The organism is Seonamhaeicola marinus (assembly GCF_008085455.1).
Map to the genome: position 1 here is coordinate 36,909 of NZ_VSDQ01000718.1, position 23,569 is coordinate 60,477.

The 23,569-nt window shown below is 33.3% G+C and carries 26 protein-coding genes; 9 read left to right on the plus strand and 17 right to left on the minus strand.

Annotated features, from left to right (window positions below; translation table 11 throughout):
- The first annotated feature begins 26 nt into the window (after positions 1-26).
- From rpmB to FUA24_RS17535, 5 genes are all read left to right on the plus strand, one after another.
- The gene (gene rpmB / locus FUA24_RS17515) at positions 27-263 is read left to right on the plus strand and encodes a 50S ribosomal protein L28 (protein ID WP_148544369.1); all 237 of its coding nucleotides are present in this window, start codon (positions 27-29) and stop codon (positions 261-263) included.
- Positions 264-321: 58 nt separating this feature from the next.
- Positions 322-504, plus strand: coding sequence for a 50S ribosomal protein L33 (gene rpmG, locus FUA24_RS17520; RefSeq protein WP_008271040.1), 183 nt, complete (start codon positions 322-324; stop codon positions 502-504).
- A 6-nt stretch (positions 505-510) separates the two neighbouring features.
- A complete protein-coding gene (locus FUA24_RS17525; RefSeq protein ID WP_076697604.1) occupies positions 511-663 on the plus strand; it encodes a DUF4295 domain-containing protein in 153 nt (50 codons plus the stop codon).
- A gap of 347 nt (positions 664-1,010) precedes the next feature.
- Positions 1,011-1,964: a signal recognition particle-docking protein FtsY gene (gene ftsY, locus FUA24_RS17530; RefSeq protein WP_148544370.1), complete on the plus strand. Its 954-nt coding sequence runs from the start codon at positions 1,011-1,013 to the stop codon at positions 1,962-1,964.
- 97 nt (positions 1,965-2,061) lie between these two features.
- Positions 2,062-2,697, plus strand: coding sequence for a hypothetical protein (locus FUA24_RS17535; protein WP_148544371.1), 636 nt, complete (start codon positions 2,062-2,064; stop codon positions 2,695-2,697).
- A 51-nt stretch (positions 2,698-2,748) separates the two neighbouring features.
- Here FUA24_RS17535 and FUA24_RS17540 read toward each other — a convergent pair whose 3' ends face one another.
- A complete protein-coding gene (locus FUA24_RS17540; RefSeq protein WP_148544372.1) occupies positions 2,749-3,828 on the minus strand; it encodes a serine hydrolase domain-containing protein in 1,080 nt (359 codons plus the stop codon).
- A 169-nt stretch (positions 3,829-3,997) separates the two neighbouring features.
- Between FUA24_RS17540 and rimO the strand changes: the two genes are divergently transcribed.
- Both rimO and FUA24_RS17550 read left to right on the plus strand, forming a co-directional pair.
- Positions 3,998-5,302, plus strand: a complete 1,305-nt coding sequence (gene rimO, locus FUA24_RS17545) for a 30S ribosomal protein S12 methylthiotransferase RimO (RefSeq protein WP_148544373.1) — start codon at positions 3,998-4,000, stop codon at positions 5,300-5,302.
- A gap of 69 nt (positions 5,303-5,371) precedes the next feature.
- Positions 5,372-6,058 carry a peptidoglycan DD-metalloendopeptidase family protein gene (locus tag FUA24_RS17550; protein ID WP_148544374.1) on the plus strand — a complete coding sequence of 229 codons (687 nt, stop codon included), beginning with the start codon at positions 5,372-5,374 and terminating at the stop codon, positions 6,056-6,058.
- A gap of 132 nt (positions 6,059-6,190) precedes the next feature.
- On the opposite strand, the gene FUA24_RS17555 is transcribed toward FUA24_RS17550, so the two are convergent.
- The 11 genes from FUA24_RS17555 to FUA24_RS17605 all read right to left on the minus strand — a co-directional run bounded on the left by FUA24_RS17555 (position 6,191) and on the right by FUA24_RS17605 (position 14,645).
- Entirely contained in the window at positions 6,191-7,144 is a 954-nt protein-coding gene (locus FUA24_RS17555; protein ID WP_148544375.1) for a 2OG-Fe(II) oxygenase, read from the minus strand.
- 255 nt (positions 7,145-7,399) lie between these two features.
- On the minus strand, positions 7,400-7,957 hold the full coding sequence (locus FUA24_RS17560) for a hypothetical protein (RefSeq protein ID WP_148544376.1): 558 nt from the start codon (positions 7,955-7,957) through the stop codon (positions 7,400-7,402).
- Between the two features lie 97 nt (positions 7,958-8,054).
- On the minus strand, positions 8,055-8,792 hold the full coding sequence (locus FUA24_RS17565) for a VOC family protein (protein WP_148544377.1): 738 nt from the start codon (positions 8,790-8,792) through the stop codon (positions 8,055-8,057).
- Between the two features lie 19 nt (positions 8,793-8,811).
- Positions 8,812-9,693 carry a sterol desaturase family protein gene (locus tag FUA24_RS17570; RefSeq protein WP_148544378.1) on the minus strand — a complete coding sequence of 294 codons (882 nt, stop codon included), beginning with the start codon at positions 9,691-9,693 and terminating at the stop codon, positions 8,812-8,814.
- A 2-nt stretch (positions 9,694-9,695) separates the two neighbouring features.
- Positions 9,696-10,229, minus strand: a complete 534-nt coding sequence (locus FUA24_RS17575) for a hypothetical protein (RefSeq protein ID WP_148544379.1) — start codon at positions 10,227-10,229, stop codon at positions 9,696-9,698.
- A gap of 64 nt (positions 10,230-10,293) precedes the next feature.
- A complete protein-coding gene (locus FUA24_RS17580; protein WP_148544380.1) occupies positions 10,294-10,851 on the minus strand; it encodes a Crp/Fnr family transcriptional regulator in 558 nt (185 codons plus the stop codon).
- A gap of 188 nt (positions 10,852-11,039) precedes the next feature.
- Entirely contained in the window at positions 11,040-11,801 is a 762-nt protein-coding gene (locus FUA24_RS17585; RefSeq protein WP_148544381.1) for a DUF1330 domain-containing protein, read from the minus strand.
- 10 nt (positions 11,802-11,811) lie between these two features.
- Complete coding sequence (locus FUA24_RS17590; protein WP_148544382.1) at positions 11,812-12,684, minus strand: SDR family oxidoreductase; 873 nt, start codon at positions 12,682-12,684, stop codon at positions 11,812-11,814.
- Between the two features lie 63 nt (positions 12,685-12,747).
- Positions 12,748-13,605, minus strand: a complete 858-nt coding sequence (locus tag FUA24_RS17595) for a helix-turn-helix domain-containing protein (protein WP_148544383.1) — start codon at positions 13,603-13,605, stop codon at positions 12,748-12,750.
- Between the two features lie 190 nt (positions 13,606-13,795).
- The gene (locus tag FUA24_RS17600; RefSeq protein ID WP_148544384.1) at positions 13,796-14,392 is read right to left on the minus strand and encodes a dihydrofolate reductase family protein; all 597 of its coding nucleotides are present in this window, start codon (positions 14,390-14,392) and stop codon (positions 13,796-13,798) included.
- Positions 14,393-14,420: 28 nt separating this feature from the next.
- On the minus strand, positions 14,421-14,645 hold the full coding sequence (locus FUA24_RS17605; RefSeq protein ID WP_148544385.1) for a helix-turn-helix domain-containing protein: 225 nt from the start codon (positions 14,643-14,645) through the stop codon (positions 14,421-14,423).
- 97 nt (positions 14,646-14,742) lie between these two features.
- Here FUA24_RS17605 and FUA24_RS17610 point away from each other — a divergent pair, with 97 nt between their 5' ends.
- Entirely contained in the window at positions 14,743-14,940 is a 198-nt protein-coding gene (locus tag FUA24_RS17610; protein ID WP_148544386.1) for a hypothetical protein, read from the plus strand.
- Between the two features lie 118 nt (positions 14,941-15,058).
- Here the strand turns inward: FUA24_RS17610 and secA are convergent, their stop codons facing one another.
- The 5 genes from secA to FUA24_RS17635 form a co-directional block, all read right to left on the minus strand.
- On the minus strand, positions 15,059-18,409 hold the full coding sequence (gene secA, locus FUA24_RS17615) for a preprotein translocase subunit SecA (RefSeq protein ID WP_148544387.1): 3,351 nt from the start codon (positions 18,407-18,409) through the stop codon (positions 15,059-15,061).
- Between the two features lie 219 nt (positions 18,410-18,628).
- Positions 18,629-18,850 (minus strand): DUF2795 domain-containing protein, encoded by a 222-nt coding sequence (locus tag FUA24_RS17620; RefSeq protein WP_019387375.1) that lies wholly within the window; start codon positions 18,848-18,850, stop codon positions 18,629-18,631.
- Positions 18,851-19,063: 213 nt separating this feature from the next.
- The gene (locus FUA24_RS17625) at positions 19,064-19,636 is read right to left on the minus strand and encodes a cob(I)yrinic acid a,c-diamide adenosyltransferase (RefSeq protein WP_148544388.1); all 573 of its coding nucleotides are present in this window, start codon (positions 19,634-19,636) and stop codon (positions 19,064-19,066) included.
- A 267-nt stretch (positions 19,637-19,903) separates the two neighbouring features.
- Positions 19,904-20,677, minus strand: coding sequence for an O-methyltransferase (locus FUA24_RS17630; protein WP_148544389.1), 774 nt, complete (start codon positions 20,675-20,677; stop codon positions 19,904-19,906).
- Between the two features lie 127 nt (positions 20,678-20,804).
- The gene (locus FUA24_RS17635; protein ID WP_148544390.1) at positions 20,805-22,667 is read right to left on the minus strand and encodes an ABC-F family ATP-binding cassette domain-containing protein; all 1,863 of its coding nucleotides are present in this window, start codon (positions 22,665-22,667) and stop codon (positions 20,805-20,807) included.
- A 103-nt stretch (positions 22,668-22,770) separates the two neighbouring features.
- Between FUA24_RS17635 and FUA24_RS17640 the strand changes: the two genes are divergently transcribed.
- Positions 22,771-23,568 carry a polysaccharide biosynthesis/export family protein gene (locus FUA24_RS17640; RefSeq protein WP_148544391.1) on the plus strand — a complete coding sequence of 266 codons (798 nt, stop codon included), beginning with the start codon at positions 22,771-22,773 and terminating at the stop codon, positions 23,566-23,568.
- Position 23,569: the final 1 nt, after the last annotated feature.

Here is a 23,569-nt window from a genome sequence, read left to right on the forward strand (position 1 = left end):
GCAACAAAATTTTAAAGTTATATATAATGTCAAGAGTTTGTGAACTTACAGGGAAGAAGGCAATGGTTGGAAACAACGTGTCACACGCATTAAATAGAACTAAGCGTAGATTCAATGCTAACTTAGTTAAGAAACGTTTTTACATTCCAGAAGAAGATAAGTGGGTAACTTTAAAAGTTTCTACATCTGCATTAAAAACTATCAACAAAATAGGAATTTCTGCAGCAATTAAAGAAGCTAAAGCTAAAGGATTTTTAAAATAATAGCTGTAAAATAGGATGAGATTTCCGCCTGCGCGGAAATGACAAAAATATTATAACAATGGCAAAGAAAGGCAACAGAATTCAGGTAATTTTAGAATGTACTGAGCACAAAGCTTCTGGACAACCAGGAACTTCTAGATACATTACAACAAAAAATAAAAAAAATACGCCAGATAGAATGGAGATTAAAAAATTTAATCCTATCCTTAAGCGTATGACAGTTCATAAAGAGATAAAATAATAAGTCATGGCAAAGAAAGCAGTAGCATCGTTACAAACAGGATCAAAAAGGTTAACTAAAGCCATCAAAATGGTAAAGTCGCCTAAAACAGGAGCTTATATGTTTGTTGAGTCTATTATGGCTCCAGACCAAGTAAATGACTTTTTAAATAAAAAGTAAACACAAGCTTTTCTTTAAAATATAGAAACTGCTTTCTTTTTTAGAAAGCAGTTTTTTTATGTTTATATTTGGCTCGAAAGAAAACTCCTTAAAACATTGGTTTTAAGGAATCTCTTGAAATTGTCTTTCTCGCGAATACGAGAAGTTACTGCTAAAATGGCAGTAAAAATTTGTGGTAAAGAAATTGCAATAACTTTTTTAATGGGAGGGTCTTTAGGAAAAGTTTTTTATTAATAGTAAATAGGCTTTTGAAGCAGTTCCAAGAGAGGCACCAACCCTAACACATATTTAAAAAATGTTTAGATGTTATCTAAACAGATAAATCAACGCATAAACGTATAAGGTAAATGAGTTTTTTTAAAAAAATATTCTCTTCAGAAAAAAAAGAAACATTAGATAAAGGTTTAGAAAAGTCTAAAACTAGTTTTTTGGGTAAGCTTAGTAAAGCTGTTGCTGGGAAATCAAAGGTAGATGATGAGGTTTTAGATAATTTAGAGGAAGTTTTGGTTAGTAGTGATGTTGGGGTAAATACTACCTTGAAAATTATTGAGCGTATTGAAGAACGTGTTGCTAAAGATAAATATCTTGGAACAGATGAATTAAATAAAATTCTACGAGAAGAAATTGCAGGTTTGTTAAGTGAAACAAATGTAGGAGAAGAAACTGAATTTACTATACCAAAGGATAAGAAACCATATGTAATTATGGTAGTAGGCGTTAATGGTGTTGGAAAAACTACAACAATAGGTAAACTTGCAAACCAGTTTAAAAAACAAGGGTTAAAAGTAGTATTAGGCGCTGGAGATACGTTTAGGGCAGCAGCTATTGACCAATTACAAGTTTGGGCAGATAGAGTAGATGTACCAATTGTTAAACAAAGTATGGGTAGTGATCCTGCGTCAGTAGCTTTTGATACTTTACAAAGTGCCGTAACTCAAGATGCTGATGTTGTAATAATTGACACTGCGGGTAGGTTGCATAATAAAGTCAACTTAATGAATGAGTTGACAAAGGTAAAACGTGTTATGCAAAAAGTTGTTCCAGATACGCCTAATGATGTATTGCTAGTATTAGATGGTTCTACAGGGCAAAATGCTTTTGAGCAAGCCAAACAGTTTACCGCAGCTACAGAAGTAACCTCCTTAGCTGTGACCAAATTGGATGGAACAGCAAAAGGCGGTGTGGTAATAGGTATTTCAGATCAGTTTAAAATCCCTGTAAAATATATAGGTGTAGGTGAGGGGATAGAAGATTTACAAGTGTTTAATAAGTTTGAATTTGTAGACTCTTTCTTTAAATAGTTAATATTTTTAAATTAACAATTTCTTAATCACTGTTTTTAAAACATAAGAAGGCTCTTATCGTTAAAAGATAGATTTTAACTAATAAAAACTTCTTATGAAAACAACTCTTTCCATTTTAAGCATTTCAATACTGCTTTTTTCATGTTCATCAAATCAGAGTTCTGATAATGCTAATGATACTAATTTTTATGCGCTTACCGTAGGTAATTCTTGGGTGTACAAAAACTACAAACTAAATGAGACTAATGTTACCTACGAAGAAACCTCTGTAGTAGACTCTATTAGTGTAGTAAGTAAACAAACTATAAAAGGTGAGACTTTTTATAAAGTTAGACGATTTACTTCAGGAAATGAAGCTAACATTACATTTTGTAATCCAAATGGAGAGCATTTTCAATTCTTAAGAGATTCTTTGGGATATTTAATTAATAGTGATGGAGAAATAAAACATACTTATGTAAACTATGAAGAGCGTTTAGTACAAGAAAATAATTGGGGAAATATTTACGAAGTATTAGAAAATGGCACTGAAGAGATTAATGTTGAATCTGGAAAGTTTAATTGTATATCATCTAAAAGATATGCAAAAGACCCAGATAATCAATTATTACCAGCAGAAGATAAGTACTATTATGCCGATGGTTATGGGTTAATATACGATACGCAATCCTTTGTTAGCAGTGATAAACCATCAATCATTAGACGTTTAGATGCTTATAATATCAACTAGAAATGTCCCCAGTATTCTAAGCTGGGGATTTTTTTAAACTTATTTATGTGATTAGTCAATAAGTTCGTTAATCATTTCCCATAAATCATTATCAAAACTAGAAAGTGCAAAAGTTTCACTATCGGCAGCTTCTCCCATTCTAATAACCACAAGTTTTTTACTTGGTACAACATAAATCTTTTGATCATTTTTACCTAAGGCAGCAAACATATCATCTGGTGCATTAGGAACTAAAGCGCCGCTAAACTTTAATTGACTTCCTGGTAGATGAAAAGATGACTTCCCATTTAACCACCAGAGGTAACCATAAGATTTATTGATATCTTGAGATGTATTAGTGGCTTCGTTCAAAAAAGCTTCAGGAATAATTTGCTCACTATTCCACTTTCCATTAGCGTATATAAGTAATCCAAAACGAGCCATACTTCGGGTATCACTCCAATACACATTAAAATCATTAAGTTGTAACCACCCTCCTTTTGTACTGGTCATACCAATTTTATCTCTCAATTTAGTGTTGAAATAATTTTTAAACGTACTGTTGCTGGCCTCGGCCAAAACATCCTGCATTTTTTTATATACATTATGGTAAGCCCAACGTGTTCCTGCGTCGGCCATGTATTCCAAATCTTCTGGCTCAACCCCATTAGTACTATCATCTAAACCAGAATTCATAGATAATAGGTGTTTACATGTAATAAGATTCTCTTTTTCTAAAGAGGCACTAGTCCATCCTGTGCCTAAATAATCCGATACTTTGGTATTGATATCTATTAGACCTTCTTCTTGTGCAATACCAGAAAGAGCAGTTGTTAATGTTTTACCAGCACTTGCCCAATACCATAATTTGTTGGCATCATGTCCATTCATATACGCTTCAACAACAATTTTTCCATCATGTAAAATCATGAAACTTTTGGTGTTTTGGTCTTCTAGATAGTCTAACAAAGGTTGAAGTTCATTGTTATTCCATCCTAAATCGGAAAGCGAACGTGCCTCCCATGTACTAGAACCAAAAGGAGGAAAGTAGATACCCGATTCAGGTGGCTCAGTATCATTTATAACATCTGCAGAAGAACAACTTATGCAAAAAAGAAATACCAGTAGCAACATAGTAACAGAGGTTTTCATAATGTAGATTTTGGAATTAGGACTATCAAATATAGCAAAGGTTTAATTGAAAAAAAATCTTAATGGTTATCCTTAAGGGTATCTTTTAAAATTCCTTATAGAGGATAAATAACAATACCAAGATATCCTAAATCATTCCTTATCTTTGCGCTCATATTTAAATTTGGTAATGAGAACAAAGACTCTAAAGAAAAACAAGATTAATGTTGTAACCCTTGGTTGTAGTAAGAATGTTTACGATAGTGAGGTGTTAATGGGGCAGCTAAAAGCTAGTGGAAAGGATGTTGTTCATGAGGAAGAAGGCAATATTGTAGTTATAAATACTTGTGGCTTTATAAATAATGCTAAAGAAGAAAGTGTTAATACTATTTTAGAATTTGTTCAAAAGAAGGAAGAGGGTGATGTAGATAAGGTTTTCGTTACAGGATGCTTATCAGAAAGATATAAGCCAGATTTACAAAAAGAAATTCCAAATGTAGACCAATATTTTGGTACAACAGAATTACCAGGTTTGTTAAAAGTTCTTGGAGCCGATTATAAGCATGAACTTATAGGTGAACGTTTAACTACTACACCAAAAAACTATGCGTATTTAAAGATAGCTGAGGGGTGCGATAGACCATGTAGTTTCTGCGCTATTCCTATTATGCGCGGTAAACATAGAAGTACGCCAATTGAAGATTTAGTTACTGAAGCAGAAAAACTTGCCGCAGGAGGAGTTAAAGAGTTGATTTTAATTGCGCAAGATTTAACCTATTATGGTTTAGATTTATATAAAAAACGAAACTTGGCAGAATTACTCGAAGCTTTGGTAAAAGTTGAGGGTATTGAATGGATTAGATTACATTATGCCTTCCCAACAGGATTTCCTATGGATGTGTTAGACGTTATGAAACGTGAACCTAAAATCTGTAATTACTTAGATATTCCATTACAACATATTTCTGATTCCATTTTAAAGAGTATGAAACGTGGTACTACTAAAGCAAAGACAACAAAATTGATAAATGACTTTAGAGCCTTGGTGCCTGAAATGACAATTAGAACCACATTAATAGTTGGTTATCCTGGTGAGACAGAAGCCGATTTTCAATTACTTAAAGCATGGGTTAAAGAGATGCGTTTTGAACGTTTAGGCTGTTTTACTTATTCTCATGAAGAAAATACAGGTGCTTATGCTTTAGAAGATGATGTACCTCAAGATGTTAAAATAGCTCGAGCAAATGAAATTATGGATATTCAATCTCAAATCTCTTGGGAATTGAATCAAGGGAAAATAGGGCAGACCTTTAAGGTGGTTATTGATAGAAAGGAAGGTAATTACTTTGTTGGTAGAACAGAATTTGATTCGCCAGATGTTGATAACGAGGTATTAATAGATGCATCTTCTACTTATTTAAAAACAGGTGAATTTACAACAGTTAAAATTAATGAAGCCGAAGATTTCGATCTTTACGGTGAAGTCGTAAATTAGAAAATCAAATATTGGTGCATCTGTTGGATTGTTTCGTCATGATTGGGATGCATCAACAATGCTAAAGGAATGCAATCAACAAACTTCATAGAGTTTCTAAAAGGCCTAGACCCAAAACCGCTTTATGTGTTAGATAAAGCAATGCCTTTATCAAGTTATGTTCCAATAGATTTATCTGATTCAAATGAGTCTCTAAATGAAATTGATGTCGCTTCAGCAGAGAAGTTAGGGGCATTTGTCAATAATCATATAGCCAATCATAATGCTAAAGTAGCTTACGGCGGCTATTTAGAAGTTCGAAACATTTATAAAAGGAGCACTCATTTTAATAAACAAGCAAAAGAAGAGCGCAATATTCATATTGCAATAGATTTATGGTGTGAAGCTAAAACACCTATTTACGCACCTTTAAATGCGAAAGTACATAGCTTTAAAAATAACACCAATTATGGTGATTATGGCCCAACAATAATTCTAGAACATAATGTGGAACATATTACGTTTTATACCCTTTACGGACATTTAAGTCTGGAATCTATAGATACTTTAAAAGTGGGACAAATCTTTGAACAAGGTGAACAAATAGGATCATTAGGAGATGCTGCTGTAAATGGTAATTATCCACCACATTTACATTTTCAAATCATTAGAGATTTACAAGGAAATTTAGGCGATTACCCTGGTGTTTGTGCAAAACAGAATCTAGAGTTTTACAAGCAAAATTGTCCCGATCCTAGTTATATTTTGCATTTATAAAATTGTATGTTACTCAAACAGTAGCAGATTGCATGTTCTAAAAGGATTATTGCTAATCTCAATGTCGTATTAATCTGCTACTGCATTTGTAACGTGTTTTTGCAAACAATCTCAGTTTTAATAAACTTACTTCTAAAATGGTGCAAATGTATCTTTTGGGCTATCAGGAACACTCCAACGCTCACTAGCTGTAACATTTTCTGGTGTATCTGCTTGTGTTTGAGCACCACCAAAATTTCCATAACTACTGGCACCACCTCTTGGTACTTGCATACGGTCTCCATACAACCATACTACCAAATTACTACGTTGTCCGCTGGTAATAGGGTGTGTAGCATGTGGAACATTACCGCGATGAATCATAGCTTTGCCAGGTTCAAAAATAGTCTGTACAGTTTTCCCTGTAGCTTTATCATAAAAATCAACTTGTGAGCCTGTAAATTCCTCATCAGGTAAGTTAATGTTGATATTTAAAGTAGCTGCGGAAGCATCTGTATGCGGTTTCAAATCCTTGTCCTTATCCGGATTATATTGAATAGAGAAACCAAATGTTTGGTTGTCATAGCCGTAAGTTCCAAGAAGTAAGCGTGCAATCGGGCGCATATAACGGTTCATGATATCGTTGTAAAACGCCTGAAAATTTGGTGCTGCAAGATGTCCTTCTGAACGCTCATCTAGCATGAATCCATGGCGATTTAATTGGATACCATAAGGTGGGCGTGCAGGAATTTGAGAATTTGCTACCGCTTCTAAATACTTACGGAATTCAGCCAAACGCTCTACATCAAAAAATTGTGCAGTATAAACTCCAGGAATAACTTCTTCCCATAAATCAGCAACGGCATTTTCTTTTTCTGGATTTTCCCATGCATCTTTAATAGCTTGTCTTAAACGTGGATCTAATAGGGTTTCATCAGGAACCAATAGATTCTTTTTGTTTTCTATTTCCCATTCTGTCCAAGCATCCTCAAGTAATTTTTTGTTATTGTTCCAAAAGTCGGAAACAGAGGCTTCTCTTAGAAGCATCGCTTCACGAGAAGGTAAAGTTAGCGCACGAGCCTGTGCGAGTGCATTAGTATGTATCATTTTTTCTTTTTTTTATTATATAATTTAATTCTAATACAAAGATAGAACCAACAAAGGCCTGTTGGTTAGTAAGAAAAAAATGGTTTTTAGTAAAAAACGAAGAATTGGCTTGCTTACAGGGAAAAGTCCGCGCGGGATTAGTTATATACCTAACTAAAACCATAAAAGTTGAAAAGAAACAAAACGAAATGTTGTGGGTTTTACTAACGGGGTAAAACCGAACAGTTATTTTAAACTTTATTAACTAACATTTTTTTACTCTAATGTTGCTTTGAAATCACCTTTAATTTCGACTTTGCCGTTACAGTCAGACTCACAAATTCCTCTAAAATGAAATCTTCCAAAAATCATTTCTCCTCTTTCCTTAGGAATTGATTTTACAATTAACTTCTGTTCCAATCTTTTAATTTTCGCGTCTAAGGGAGGTCCTGACATCCAAAATTTAAAATCAGACTTAAATTGATTATTAACTATTTTTATTGTCAAATTTTGGCTGTATGCTGGATTGGTTTCAAATATTTTCAATTCAAGAGTATCAGAGTCAATTCGTTTTAGTTCTGCAAATCTCATTAATCTCAAACTATCGTTATTTACAATTGCGTTAGATTTTATTAAATATTGAGTTGAGTCAGGAAGATTGTCATATCCAGATTCCGTTTTCAAAGTCAATGGATTGAGCATAAATTCAGTTGAATTAAATAAATGACTATTTAATTCTTTATCAACACGAATTGTGTCATATTGAGATTGATTCTTTTTAATTCCACATGAAACTAAAATTAAACAAAGCGTTATTGTCAGTAGTTTTATCAATTCGAAATTTGTTTATTAGAAGACACAAGAATAGCCTGGACTATGAGTTTAGTATGAAATCCCCAAAATACAGCTTAATTTATAAACTCGTTTTGTGTCATGATCTACCTTTAATGTCTTTTATATAGAAAAATGCTTGTCCAGAATTATCCGTGAATAATCTTCTGTTGCCTTCGTCTAGAATCAAATTGCCTTCGTTTTTTAATATTTTTTCTGAGGTTTCGTCAAGGTTAGAAACTCCAAAAACACAAGCCCAATATTCATACTTGCCTTTATATTCATTCTTAACTTCTAAGGCATCTGCTATGTGTTCTTGTTCTGCAGTATAAATATTAAAAAGGCCATTGCTCTCAGATTGAAATCTCCAATTAAAAATACCTTCATAAAATGGAATAACAGTTGTTAGGTTAGAAACGTGAAGCTCATTCCAAATTAATGTATTTATTTCTTTTTCTGTTTTTGTCGATTTCAAATATTCTCCTTCGTAAACTGTGAAACCTGTGCCCTTTGGGTCTCTAATTAGCGCTACTTTTCCAAAACTACCTATGGTTTGCTCAAGTTCTATAATACCGCCTAAAGCTTTTGCATTTTTCACACAAGTATTAATGTCATTCACCTGAATATATGTCATCCAAAAATGAGGCATTCGCATTTGCTTAAACCTTTCGGGGGTTTCATATAGACCTGTTACTTGTTTATTACCTATAAAGGCAGAATAATAATTATCGCTTTCGTAATAGTTCCACCCAAAAACACGTTCATAAAACTGCATACTCTTTTTTGGTGTGTATGTTGATAAATCGGCGAATATGATGTTATTTGAATTAATTTTCATGACATTTTGTTATTGATACTTACTTGTTTGGCATCCAATCGGGTGGTTTAATACATACCAAAAACTTGTTTTTAAAACCATTTACTTTTTTCAATTTTCTAAATAGGCGAGAAATACCGTGAAAGAATACTTTTATGGGGTTAGTACTGTTTAAAGGTTCCGAAATACCGTAACGTACTTTTTCAACTTCAGGTTCAAAAGTGCCTAATATTCTATCCCAAATAATTAAGATGCCCGCATAATTTTTATCCCAATATTGTCTGTTAGAACCATGATGCACACGATGATGCGATGGTGTGTTAAAAATAAACTCAATGGGTTTGGTAAGTTTACCAATAATTTCGGTGTGTAATAAGGTTTGGAAAACCTGTACAAAAACTTCGCATAGCAGTACCAAAATTGGGTCATAACCAAGAATAACAATAGGTAGCGAAAACAAAATGGGCATAATAGCATCTAATGGCCCAAACCTATAGGCAACCGACATATTAAAATGTTCAGAACTATGATGAACCGTATGTGTAGCCCAGCCAATACCTATTCTGTGCATCATTCGGTGTTCCCAGTAATAGGCGAAATCTGCCAGTAAAATGCAGGTGATAATGGTTATCCAATTTAGTTCTAAATGCGGTAAACTAAAATTATCGTAAACCCAAAAATACACTTTAGTTATGGCTAAAAGTCCTAGGATTATTTCAATTAGAAAAAAACCTCCAAAGGTTAGGATGTTTGCTACGCTGTCTAAAATTAAATTTTTACTTAGCTTTTTTAGATAGGTATATCTTATGAGTTCCAACACAAAAAATGGAATGATTATGTATAGTAAACTTAAATCGTTAAGGATATAAAACACATAGTGCACATCAATCCAATCTAACTTTTTTGATAAAAATTCAATCATGGCTATTGTCTTTTCCAAGTTTCTACGTCGGCATAACCGTAATAATCGTAGCTTAATTTAAAGGTGTTTTCATCAACCATATCAATACTGCAATCTACTTGATGTTGCTCGCCTTCATATTCAAATCTATATATGCCTTTACCTTTATAGCCATCAAAGGTTTTGATGGTTAAGGTTTTTACATTTTCGGCTTTTTCTGCATAGCCCTTTTCATCTTGATACTCGTAAGAATAGGCGTTATAAATATCTCCTTCTTTTTTTAAACTGTAGATTATAGCACCTTTAAAATCATCACTATTGTAATTAACTTTCCACTTGCCAATGATATAATCGGTTTCAGAATATTCTAGGGAAACAGTATTTGCATTATTTTCTTCTGAAGATAGTTTTTCTCGATTATTCAAAGGCGTTTCATAGGTGCCATTATTTCTATAATTTAAGTCATGACTTTGCGAAGTATAACCTACTAAATGCGCTGTACCAGCAATAAAGATTATAACCGCTAAACTTCGAAATACTAATGTTGAATTTTTCATATTTAAAATGTTTACTACAAAAGTGAGAAAGGATTTAGAAGGATTTTTTGACCTATATCAAAATCTATTTTCTAATTCTACTAAGCGTTTCTTGAGAAATCCCCAAAAAAGAAGCGATGTAACCAAGATTTACGCGTTGTTCAACGTTTGGAAAATACTGTTGTAATAAACTGTATTTTTCTTTGGCACTAAGAAAAGACCAACCTTTTGAAAACTCATCAATAAACGCGAGCATTTCTTCAGCAAGCAGTCTTGCAAAATTCCCGAAAGAAGGAAAATCAGCAATTAATGTTTGGTACTTTTTATAGCTTATTCCATATAAAATGCAATCTTCAAGACAATCAATTTCTTCAAAGCTAGATTTTTGTGTATAAAAACTATACCAAGAGGTTATAAAGTGGTTTTCGTTATAAAACCAGGAGGATATTTGCTTACCATCGTGATAGTAATAATTATGTAAAATTCCTTTTTTTATAAAATAGAGGTAATTGGCTTTACCCCCTTGAACCTGTATTTTTTCGCCTTTTTTAAAGTGTTTTTCTTTAAAATGGGTCTGAATTCTTGTTTGAAGTTCAGGGCTTAAAAAACATCTTTTGCTTATTTCTTGAAGTAAAGTTTGCATGTTTAACTAGAAGTGTTCTTTGAGTTTGCAGCTAAGGTGTTCGTGTATGACAAGTAACGCTTTTTACTCAGCTATTTTCATAATACAATATACTTTAATTAAATGAAAAACGGTTAGAGCTTTCACTCAAACCGCTATTACTTAGACACATTGTTTTGTGCTGGCTTATTTCAATTTCTAATAAATGTTTATAAGCTAGCTTCACCTATAAAGAAGTACAGGTTTTTTAAAGAAGCATCTCTTTTAGGAAATAAGGATTTCATTCGTTCATCTGTTTCCATTTCCTGTAACCCTTCCATAGAGTCGAAATAGAAACGATGAATTTCATCAGGTTGTTTTATGTTTCCTTTTGATTGAAAAGGCGCAATAAAACGTTCAAAGTGTGTTCCGAATTCAGGCATTATTGTACAGACTTTGTCATGGTATTCCTCAAATAGCTTTGCATACTTTTGTCCGTTGTTAAAATAAATTAGAGCCACGCCATATGTTTTGGTTTTATCTCCAGTTTCTTTTTTAAACTCGAAATCGGTGTTTCTACTAGTAAAGATTGATATATCTTTTATGGCGGGAACGGCATACTCATTCCTAATTTTTACAAATTCTGGATCTTCATTAAATTTATTGAATACCTCAATGCTTGGATATGAGGCAAAATGAATCTCATCTGGAAGTTCTAAATTTCCTTTTGCTAACATTTTTGGCTGAATAATACGTTCTATTTTACCGCCGTATTTTTCAAGAATTGCACCACCTTTTTTTTTGTATTCTTCAAAACGAGCTTTTTCACTTTCTTTTAAATATATAAGTGCCACGTTTACGATCTCTTCGTTTTGTGTTTCCATTTTATTTTTGTTTTTTGAGTTAATATTAGAGTTTTGTGCTATTGAATTGTAAGCGTAGAATAACGTTGTTACTAAAGCAATACTTGTAATAACTTTTAAATACTTCATAATTTAGGGTTTAAAGAAGATGCTCCATTTGTAAGGCATCTTTAATTAGACTTTTTTGAATTGGATTTGTTTTTTCGTTTAGTTCATTGGTATTGTAATCTATACCGACTGCTTGACGTAATGGTCTATTACCTTTTTGCTTTTCTATTAGAGATATGACGGCATTTGGTATTTCTTGTGGATCTGGAGCATTGTCACTTTTGTAAAACTGTTCAAAATTTTCTAGCATTGTTTTGGGAACACTAGACATTTCTCCATAGGTGTTCAATGTACTAAGGTCATCTTCTTTTGGTCCACTAAAAAGTAATCCAGACGGATAAGGACCAGGTTCTATAATGGAAATATCCACTCCAAATGGTTTTAATTCATATGAAAGAGCTTCAGAATAAGCTTCTAATGCAAACTTGCTGGCACAATAAATCCCGAAATAAGGAAATACCAAACGTCCTGCAAGAGATGAAATGTTTATAATCATTCCATCTGAAGATTTTTTTAACAGAGGGAGAAAAGCCTTTGTAGTACGAATAACACCAAAAAAATTGGTATCAAATTGCTCTTGAGCTTGTTCTAAACTATAGGCCTCTGTAATACCAACGTACATTACCCCAGCATTATTAATTAATACGTCAATACCATTTTGTGCCTCAGTACTAATTTTGTCCATTAAGTGATAAATGGAATTATTACTTGTTACATCTAATTCAGCTACTGTAATTGAGATATTCTCGTTAGATGCAAGGGTTTCTAATTCTTCTTTTTTCGATTTGTTTTTTCCATTACTATCACGCATTGTTGCCCAAACGTTATAGCCTTTTCGAGCAAGAGTTAAAACAGTCAAATAACCAAATCCATTACTTGAACCTGTAACTAGTATTGTTTTCATCTTTACAAATTTTTTGATTACTAGTGCAAAGATGAAGTGAAGTAAGAAGGACCTGTTTTATGGTTAGTTCAAAGATTTGTCTAAAACGTTCATTTTATAAGCCGATGGAGAAACTCCATAACGATGCTTAAATGTTTTGGAAAAATGCGAAACGTTTGTAAACCCACATTCATAGGCAATGTCTGTTGCTCTTAAATCTGTAGCGTTTAGCAATTCAAGCGCTTTATCAAGTTTTTTTTGTCTTAAATATGTTGCGGGAGATACTTTGTAGATTTTTTTGAATTCCCTTTTAAAAGTTGAAAGGCTTTGGTTATTTAATTGCGCAAGTTCTTCAACTGTTGCATTAGAATAGTAATGTGCTTCAATGATTTCACGAAACGAATAAGAACTAGGGCTAAATAGATTAGAAAGCACAGAACGTATGGCAGGAGCACTTTTTGTTTGGTTCAATAGAAGGATGATTTCTTTAAGTTTTAAAATTAAAATTTCATCATTAACGAGATTAGGGTTGTTGAAATAAAATAGGATGCCTTGAATATATTTATGAATTAATTGATCACTATTTAACTTGGTCATTCCAACCGTAGTAGAAGTTTGTTCTTTTAGAAAATCTGGTAATTTATTCTCGTAAATTTTTAGTAAGACTTCAGGGTAAAAATGTACAGCCAAGGCTTGGTAAGTGTCTGAAGTCTTTGAAGAAAGCATTCTACTCGTATAATTACCACACTTCATTAGTAGTGATTCTTCAGTTTCTATTTTTACCTTTTCATATTCTGATATGGATTCGTACTCACCTTTCATGATATATAAAAAGCAGGCTTCATTGGGCATAGGATTTGGCTTTTTGAAAGGTGGTTTAAGAACGATTGTCTCAAAAAGCATTTTACCGAACAAGTCTATGGTTTTATAATCTAATATCATGTCCTTTTTTTTACAATGCTATAATAAATGAGGTTAGATTATTGGTATATTTGGTTCATTTTTTTGTCGAAATGGCTTTTTTACAGTTTATGTAAAACGGTCTCCGCAATTAGTAATAGCGGGTTTCTATTTGTAAATCTTCGGTTTTAAACTAACCTTTGCCTTATGCTTTACTTTTATATGCTTAAGGTTAATTATCAATGGTTTTAATCGGTTTGTAAATTGACATTATTGCGCCGTTCTTGCATGTTTCGGATTTAATAAGTGATAGTTTTTTGAATTTTGTACCTTCTGATAACAGTCGCTTTCCCGAACCAACAATTACCGGAAAGGTCCAAAGACGTAGCTCGTCCACAAGGTTTTGTTTCAGTAATTCTTGAATGAGTTCCCAGCTTCCGTGAACCTGTAATAATGGACCATCTTGCTTTTTTAATTCAATTATTTCAGATGTAAAATCTTTGTTGAGGTATATTGTGTTTTCCCATTCCAATGGACTTTTGCTAGAGGCTACGACATACTTTATAGCATTGTTGAGCTTTTGGGCCACAGGATTATCTTTGTTGGCATTTGGAAAATGTGACGCAAATATTTCGTAAGTATGTCGTCCAAGAAGAAGGTCATAAGGAACTGACATTGCTTCGCGCATCACTTGTTCCATTACTTCATTCCACCAATCTTGAGCCCAGCCTCCTTTTGTGAACGCTCCAGATGTATCCTCTTTTGGATCACTCGGAGCTTGCATTATTCCATCTAGTGATTGGAATGTTAATATTGCTAATTTTCTCATATTATTTTTTTGCAATACAATGCTCTTTTTAATCAAATCCTTCACTAAAGAATTCTTCAAGGGTCATATCGAAAGCCCTTGCAATTTTAACCAGGCTCGTATATTGTAAGTCCGTTCCAGTTTCATATCTGCCATATTGAGCTCTATGTATTCCGTTTTCAAATGCAAAGTTTTCATAGCTACTATAGCCTTTTTCAATTCTTAAAGACTTTATTCGTTTAGCAAGCTTCTTAATTTCTTTTGGTTTATCCATGAGAGTAAAGAAATTAAGTTCACTATTAATAAGTTACTACTAATTAGTAGTTATTTGAAAATATTTTACTACATTTGAAATAATCATTTATATTCAAATGCTAAACAAAGAAAAACTAGAATGCCTATCCGAGTTAGTTGATACCAGTTGTATCTCTTCAGAGGAGTTCGTTGAATGTTTGGATAAAGGAATTGAGATGTTATTTTATATAGAGGAAAATACTTTTGATAGAAAAGAAATTCAGAATGTTGTTTTTGCTATTAGGAGCGTTATTAAAGCTTTGAAGAAAAATTGATATCCTTCTAGCTTTTGTTTAAGGTCAATCACGGAAACAAAATAAAAAAAGCTCCAACAGAAAAATTATTAGAGCTTTTTTTATATGTATGAGATTCCTGTTTTTCACAGGAATGGAATTAATCCTCAACCAAAACCCAGTCACCTTTAGCAATTAAAGGTTCAGCTTGTTTGTATTTAAGCGTTTTGTTTTCACCATTCATAACATGTTTAATGGTAACACGATCATTACGTCCAATTTTTGGTTTATCGCGCACAATGGTTTCTACAATCTGTTGCTGTTGCGTATTTCCGGCAGCTCTGCTTTGAGCAGAACGCTCATCAAGGTTTGGTATTTCTTCTTTAGAAGTTTGTACTTTTTCTTGTTTTCTTGCTCTAGCTTCTTGAATATTACTTTGAGTTTCTTGAGGCAATTCTCCTTTAAATAAGAACGAAATTACATCTTTATTTACTTGGTCTATCATGGTTTTGAACAACTCAAAAGCTTCAAACTTATAAATTAATAAAGGATCTTTTTGCTCATGAACTGCCAACTGAACAGATTGCTTTAACTCGTCCATTTTACGTAAATGCGTTTTCCAAGCATCATCAATAATGGCCAGAGCAATGTTCTTTTCAAAGTCTGTTATTAATTGCTTACCATTAGATTCGTAAGCCTTTTCTAAATCTGTAACAACATTTAAACTTTTTACACCATCTGTAAATGGTACTACAATACGTTTGTATTTGTCACGCTGATTTTCATAAACGTTTTTAATTACAGGGAAAGCAATTTCTGCATTGCGTTCCATTTTTTCACGATAATGTTCAAACGCTGCTTTATAAATTTTAGAGGTAATCTCTTGTTCGGATAGTTTTCCAAATTCTTCCTCAGAAATTGGAGAACTCATTGAGAAGTATCTAATTAATTCGAACTCAAAGTTCTTATAATCATTAGCTCCTTTATTGGTTTGTGCAATGCCCTCGGAAGTATCAAAAATCATGTTGGCTAAATCTACACGTAAACGCTCTCCATTTAGTGCATTGTAACGACGTTTGTAAACTACCTCACGTTGTGCATTCATAACGTCATCATACTCTAACAAACGCTTACGAACACCAAAATTATTTTCTTCTACTTTTTTCTGTGCACGCTCAATAGACTTAGAAATCATAGAATGCTGAATTACTTCGCCTTCCTTTAATCCCATTTTGTCCATCATTTTAGCAATACGCTCACTACCAAATAAACGCATTAAATTATCTTCTAAAGACACATAAAATTGCGAACTACCAACATCTCCTTGACGACCAGCACGACCACGTAACTGACGGTCTACACGACGTGAGTCATGGCGCTCTGTACCCACAATAGCTAAACCACCTGCTGCTTTTACTTCATCTGATAATTTAATATCGGTACCACGACCTGCCATATTGGTAGCAATTGTTACTTGACCGCTTCTACCTGCTTGGTCTACAATTTCTGCTTCTTTCTTATGTTGTTTTGCATTTAATACGTTATGCGGTATTTTTCTAATGCTTAACATTTTTCCTAGCAACTCAGAAATCTCTACTGAAGTTGTACCAATTAATACAGGTCTACCAGCTTTAGATAATTCGGTTACTTCATCAATAACCGCATTGTATTTTTCACGTTTAGTTTTATATACTAAATCTTCTCTATCATCACGTGCAATTGGTTTGTTGGTTGGAATTTCTACCACATCCAATTTGTAGATTTCCCAGAACTCACCAGCTTCTGTTACCGCTGTACCTGTCATACCAGATAATTTACGGTACATTCTAAAGTAATTTTGAAGCGTTACCGTAGCGAATGTTTGTGTAGCGTCTTCAATTTTTACATTTTCTTTAGCTTCAATGGCTTGGTGTAAACCATCCGAATAACGACGGCCATCCATAATACGACCTGTCTGCTCATCTACAATCATTACTTTATTATCCATCACAACATACTGTGTGTCCTTTTCAAATAAAGCGTAAGCCTTTAATAACTGGTTTAGGGTGTGGATACGTTCCGACTTAACACCGAATTCTTTATATAAATCTTCTTTAAGTGTTGCTTCTTCTTCGGCAGACAGTCCTTGTTTTTCAATACGGTCTATTTCCATTCCTATTTCTGGCATAATGAAGAAGTTCGGATCATCTTTCCCAGAAATATATTCAACACCTTTATCTGTTAATTCTACTTGATTGTTTTTTTCGTCAATTACGTAGTACAGCTCCTCATCAATCTTATGCATTTCACGGTTGTTGTCCTGCATATAGAAGTTTTCAGTTTTTTGAAGTAACTGCTTGATGCCTTCTTCACTTAAAAACTTAATAAGTGCTTTATTTTTAGGAATACCGCGGTATACACGTAGTAATTTAAAACCACCTTCTTTTGTATCACCGTCTTTAATCAGTTTTTTAGCTTCTGCTAAAACACCAGTTAAATATTTACGTTGAACGCTAACAATATTATCTACCTTAGGTTTAAGTTCGTTAAACTCATGATGATCTCCCTTTGGTATTGGACCAGAAATAATTAATGGTGTACGGGCATCATCAACTAATACAGAATCTACTTCATCTACAATAGCGTAGTGGTGCGGACGTTGCACCAAATCTTCTGGCGCATGCGCCATATTATCACGTAAGTAATCAAAACCAAATTCGTTGTTGGTACCATAGGTAATATCTGCGTTGTAGGCTTTTCTACGTGCATCAGAATTTGGTTGGTGGTAATCTATACAGTCTACACTTAAACCATGGAACTCAAAAATAGGTGCCATCCACGCGCTATCACGTTTGGCTAAGTAATCATTTACAGTTACAAGGTGTACCCCTTTACCAGCTAAGGCATTTAAGTAAACAGGTAAGGTAGCCACAAGTGTTTTACCTTCACCTGTTTGCATCTCTGCAATTTTCCCTTGGTGCATGGCAATACCACCAATTAACTGAACATCATAATGAATCATGTCCCAAGTAATTGGCTTACCAGCCGCATCCCAAGAATTAGCCCAAGTTGCGTTATCACCTTCAAGAGTAACGTATGGTTTTTCGCCAGACACCACTCTATCAAATTCTGTGGCAGCTACTGTAATGGCAGTATTGTGTACAAAACGTTTAGCAGTTTCTTTTACAACAGCAAAGGCTTCTGGTAAGATATCGTTTAAAACATCTTCTGTTTTAGCATATACATCATCATGTAATTTATCAATGTCTTGATAAATGTCCTCGCGTTTGTCAATATCTTCTGTATTTTCAGCTTCTTCAGTAAGTGCAGCAATTTTATCGTTTAGTTCTTTGCAAGCTTCAGCAATTTTAGCTTTAAACTCTACAGTTTTATTTCTAAGCTCATCATGAGATAAACCTTCTAAAGCAGGTTCAAAAGATTTTACTTTGTCAACAATTGGTGTAATAGCCTTAACGTCTTGTTTAGATTTGTCTCCAACAAAAACTTTTAAGACAGAATTTAAAAAACTCATATATTTTGTTTTATATATTTCTTGTCATTCTGAATGACAATGAAGAATCTGTTTTGGTATCAGATATTCTTCGCTTTGCTCTGAATGACATAAATTATCTTTTTTATTATAGCTTTAACAAGCAATCAAAGATACATTATGTTATGTTGTTTTTTGCAGGTATTAAAATAAAAAAAAGCCTCTTTTAGAGACTTTTTAATCTATGCTGCATGATTTTATTTAATATTCATCTTCATTCCACAGATAGTCTTCATCTGTTGGATAATCAGACCAGATTTCTTCAATAGAATCATAAGAATCTCCTTCGTCTTCAATAGACTGTAAGTTTTCAACAACTTCTAGAGGAGCACCGGTTCTAATAGCGTAATCTATTAATTCATCTTTAGTAGCCGGCCATGGTGCATCACTTAAATAAGATGCTAGTTCTAAAGTCCAATACATTTCTTTTGGGTTTATTTTTTTGCAAAAATAATTTTTTCGTTTAAACGTGCAAGAAAAATGTAAATTATTTAACCAATAATTAAAAGAGCGTTTTTCTTTGAGTAACAAACATTTAAAGCAATTATTATGCAAGGTTAATACTCACAGCAAAATGGGGTTACGGATTTTAGTAAGCAGTATACAGTGTTTAAATTGGTAACTACTGTCTTAAGCCTAATGCTTCTCGGGCATCCACTTTACCTCATTTGCTTGTAAATCGTGTGTCAACTTTCGTGCCAATACAAAAAGGTAGTCAGAAAGACGGTTTAAGTACTTTAAAACATTGGTTTCAATAGGTTCGGTCTCATTAAGAGCAGTAGCTAAACGCTCGGCTCTACGGCATACACAACGTGCTATGTGACAGAATGACACAGTTTGATGCCCTCCAGGTAATACAAAGTGCGTCATTGGAGGTAACGCCGCGTTCATAGTATCCATTTCCTGTTCTAATAGTGCAATTTCCTTATCCGAAATTTTATTGATATTCAAACGTTCTTTGCCGTTTTTTAAAATGGCCTTTTCAGGATCTGTTGCTAAAACGGCTCCAACGGTAAATAACTCATGTTGCACTTTTATAAGCATGTCTTTGTACAGTGAATTAATGTCTTGATCTCTAATTAATCCTATATAGGAGTTGAGTTCATCTACTGTGCCGTAGCTTTCTATTCGAATATGGTGTTTTGCAACACGGGTACCTCCAAATAGAGCGGTGGTGCCTTTATCTCCTGTTTTTGTGTAAATCTTCATCTTTCTTTTTCAAATTTTTCTTAAATCTTTTATTGTTCCAAAGAACAAATGCAAAACCTATTATAAACGCTATTAAAGTCCATGGTGTTCGCATATTTCAAATTTAAAGTTTATAAAGGGAAAAGGCAAAAGAGAAGGAGTTTACTTCTTTCTAAAGTGTACTCCTTTGTTTTTTTATTTTCTAAGATGTTGCAGGTGAAATCGGTATTAAAACAGATGTGAGGGCAACTACTACCTACTTTTTAAAGGGGTTTGTAAATAAAGTTATTAAACCCTAATTAAAAAATGTTCTTTAGCTTGTTCCTTTCTAAAAAACACAAAACCCCAATAAAACGTATCAATAGTTATGCTAACTTTAGGATGATGTTTTATAATGTCCCAAGCCTCGGTCATGTCTTTAGACCAATAGATATCGTCAAAGATAAAAACTGTGTCGTTGTGTGCAGTTGGTAAAAGGGTTTCAAAGTAGTATAAAGTAGGTGCTTTTTGATGATTACCATCAAAGAATACTAAGTCATATGTTTTCGAAGATAAATCTTCAAGTTTTTCGTCAATATTTCCTGTAATAACGTTAATGTTATCTAAGCATAACATTTGAAAATGTTTTTTTGTGTATTTCGAAATATTAGGACAACCCTCAATAGTGTCAATTTTTGCATCAGGATTTCCTTTGCTCATTGCTTGAGAGGAAAAGCCTAAAGAAGTCCCTAATTCTAAAATAGATTGGAATTCAAAGTATTTTACGACTCTAAAAAGAAGTTTGGCTCTTTTTACCGTGGTACCTGAAACTTTTGCAATATTAGAAACTTTTCGTTGTTCAGTGTTTAGCTTTTTACTTCCTGCTCCAAAATCGGTAACATCAAGTTTTAGTTTGACTCTTTTTAGACGTGTAATGAAATCCTTGATTTTGAAGTATTCTGGATAGCGAGTTCGGTCATAAAAACACTTAGTTACTAAATCATACACAAACGGCGAGTGTACACCATGTTGGTTGGTGGACTTTAAAAGAAATTTTACATATTGAAATATTTGATAAAACATATCTTAATTTGTTCTCGCTATTAAATTCTTCATACTTTAGAATTTCACTAGAACTGAGGTCTTGTTATTTATATGTCGGGTTTGTCACATCGAGTGTCTCGATTTTACATCGAGATGTATCGAGAAGTTAACCTTCTAACTTCTCAGACAACTCAAACCAACGCTCTTCTTTAGCTTCAATGGTATCTATTATACCTTGTAATTCTTCAGAAAGTGAATTAATCTCATCTTGCGTTAATTCTGGATTTAAGAATTTATCTTCAAGTTGTTTTTTGTCATAGGCTAAAGACTTCAGTTTGCTTTCTATGTTCTTAAGTTCTTTTTCTTCGTTGTGACTAAGTTTACTGGCCTTATTTTCTTTCCAAGAGGTTTTGTCTTTTTTATCTTCAGTAGCTTTAGAAATTACCGGTTGACTATCTTCATAAGCTCTGTAGTCTGAGTAATTTCCAGGGAAATCGTCTATAACACCTTCGCCCTTAAAAACAAAAAGGTGATCCACAATTTTATCCATAAAATAGCGGTCGTGAGACACTACGATAATACATCCAGGAAAATCTAGCAAAAAGCTTTCAAGAACATTAAGGGTTACAATATCTAAGTCGTTTGTAGGCTCATCCAAAATTAAAAAATTAGGATTCTGAATTAACACCGTACATAGATAGAGGCGTTTGCGTTCACCACCACTTAATTTTTCAACAAAGTCGTATTGTTTTTTTCTACTGAAAAGAAAACGTTCTAAAAGCTGTTGCGCACTAATTTGGCGTCCTTTTTTTAATGGGATATAGTCACCAAACTCCTTAATAACATCAATAACTTTCTGCTCTGGTTTTATGGTAATCCCGTTTTGTGTGTAATAACCAAACTTTACCGTTTCACCTTTAACCACTTTACCACCATCTGGTTGAGCTGTTTGCGTTAAAATATTCAAAAAGGTAGATTTTCCTGTACCATTTTTTCCAATTATACCAACACGCTCTCCTCTTTTAAATGTATAATCGAAACTGTTTAAAATGACTTTATCCTCAAAGGCCTTAGAAACCTTATGAAATTCTAAAATTTTACTTCCCAGGCGTTCCATATTAAGTTCTAATTGAACTTGGTATTCTTTTCTACGCTGGTGTGCTTTATGTTTAATTTCAAAGAAATCGTCAATTCTAGACTTAGATTTTGTGGTACGCGCTTTAGGCTGTCTGCGCATCCATTCTAATTCCTTTTTAAAGAGTTGTTGGGTTTTCCCAGCTTCTATAGCTTCTCGTTCTTTACGTTCTTCTTTCTTCTCTAAGTAATACGAATAATTGCCCTTGTAACTGTATAACTCACCCCCATCCAATTCTATAATCTCATTACATACGCGCTCAAGAAAATAACGGTCATGCGTTACCATAAAGAGTGTTATGTTTTCTTTGGCAAAAAAAGCTTCTAGCCATTCAATCATTTCTAAATCTAAATGGTTGGTTGGCTCATCAAGAATTAACAAATCAGGTTTATTAATAAGCGCGTTGGCAAGAGATAAACGTTTTTTTTGTCCACCAGACAACAATTTTACCTTTTGTTCTAAATTTTCAAGCTTTAGTTTAAAAAGGATTTGTTTGTACTGTGTCTCAAAATCCCATGCACCATGATGTTCCATATCATCAAAAGCTTTTTGATAAGCTTCAGTATCGTCTGGATGTAATAGTGCTTGTTCGTAATTGTGAATAATTTTTAGAATAGGGTTATCACTTGCAAAAATGGTTTCTTCAACGGTTAAATTATCATCAAACTGAGGGTCTTGTGATAGAAACGAAACTTTAATATCCTTTCTATAAATTACATTGCCAGCATCAGCTTCATCTTCACCAGAAAGAATTTTTAAAATAGAGGTTTTTCCAGTACCATTTTTGGCTACAAATGCAATTTTTTGATCTTTATGAATGCTAAACGACAGATTTTCAAAAAGTACAACTTCGCCGTAAGATTTCGATATGTTTTCTACAGTTAAATAATTCATAAAGGCTCTTTTTTGCAAATAACGGGCAAAAAACTATAAAATCCGATTCAAGTTTTATTATTCCCGTTGAAAGGCTATATTTGTCTAATTCAAACCCCGTTTCATGAAACCTAATTTTTGGTTATATTGTATTTTATTTAGCTTATTATTAAGTTCTTGCATTACGAATAAAGATGTTGTGTATCTGCAAGAAAAAGGCACGATAGCCAGTGACTCCCTTCAAATTAGAGAGCTTTCAAAACCATACAGAGTTCAGGTTAATGATATTTTATATATAAATGTAAAAGCACTAGATGAAGAATTGGTAAATATTTTCAATCCAGTGTCTCAAGAAAATACAAACCAAAACCAAGGCGGTAACAGTGGTTTATATTTTAATGGTTTTACAGTTGATATGCATGGTGATATCAAATTTCCTATTCTCGGTAAATTACAAGTGTTGGGCTATACGGTTCAAGAAATAGAAGCTAAAGTAAAAGAAGAGCTCTTAAAACAATATTTCAAAGAAACAGCGCAGATTTTTGTAACTGTTAAAATGGCGGGTTTAAGATATAGCACGGTAGGAGAGATAAGTGCAGGTGTGCACACACTTTTTCAAGATAGAGTTAATATTATAGATGCTATTGCAAATGCTGGTGATATTAAGGTTACAGGTGATAGAACAGATGTTTTGGTTATAAGGCAATATCCCGATGGACAGAAAATACACCATATTGATTTAACCGATATAACGGCAATGAAATCGCCTTATTATTATATTCAACCAAATGATATTATAATGGTGAAGCCATTAAAACGTAAGGCTTTAGGGGCAGGGGAAACAGCTTCTCAAACCATTACTACAGTGGCATCGATATTCTCAGTTTTGGTATCAACTTATTTTTTAGTTAAAAACTTATAGT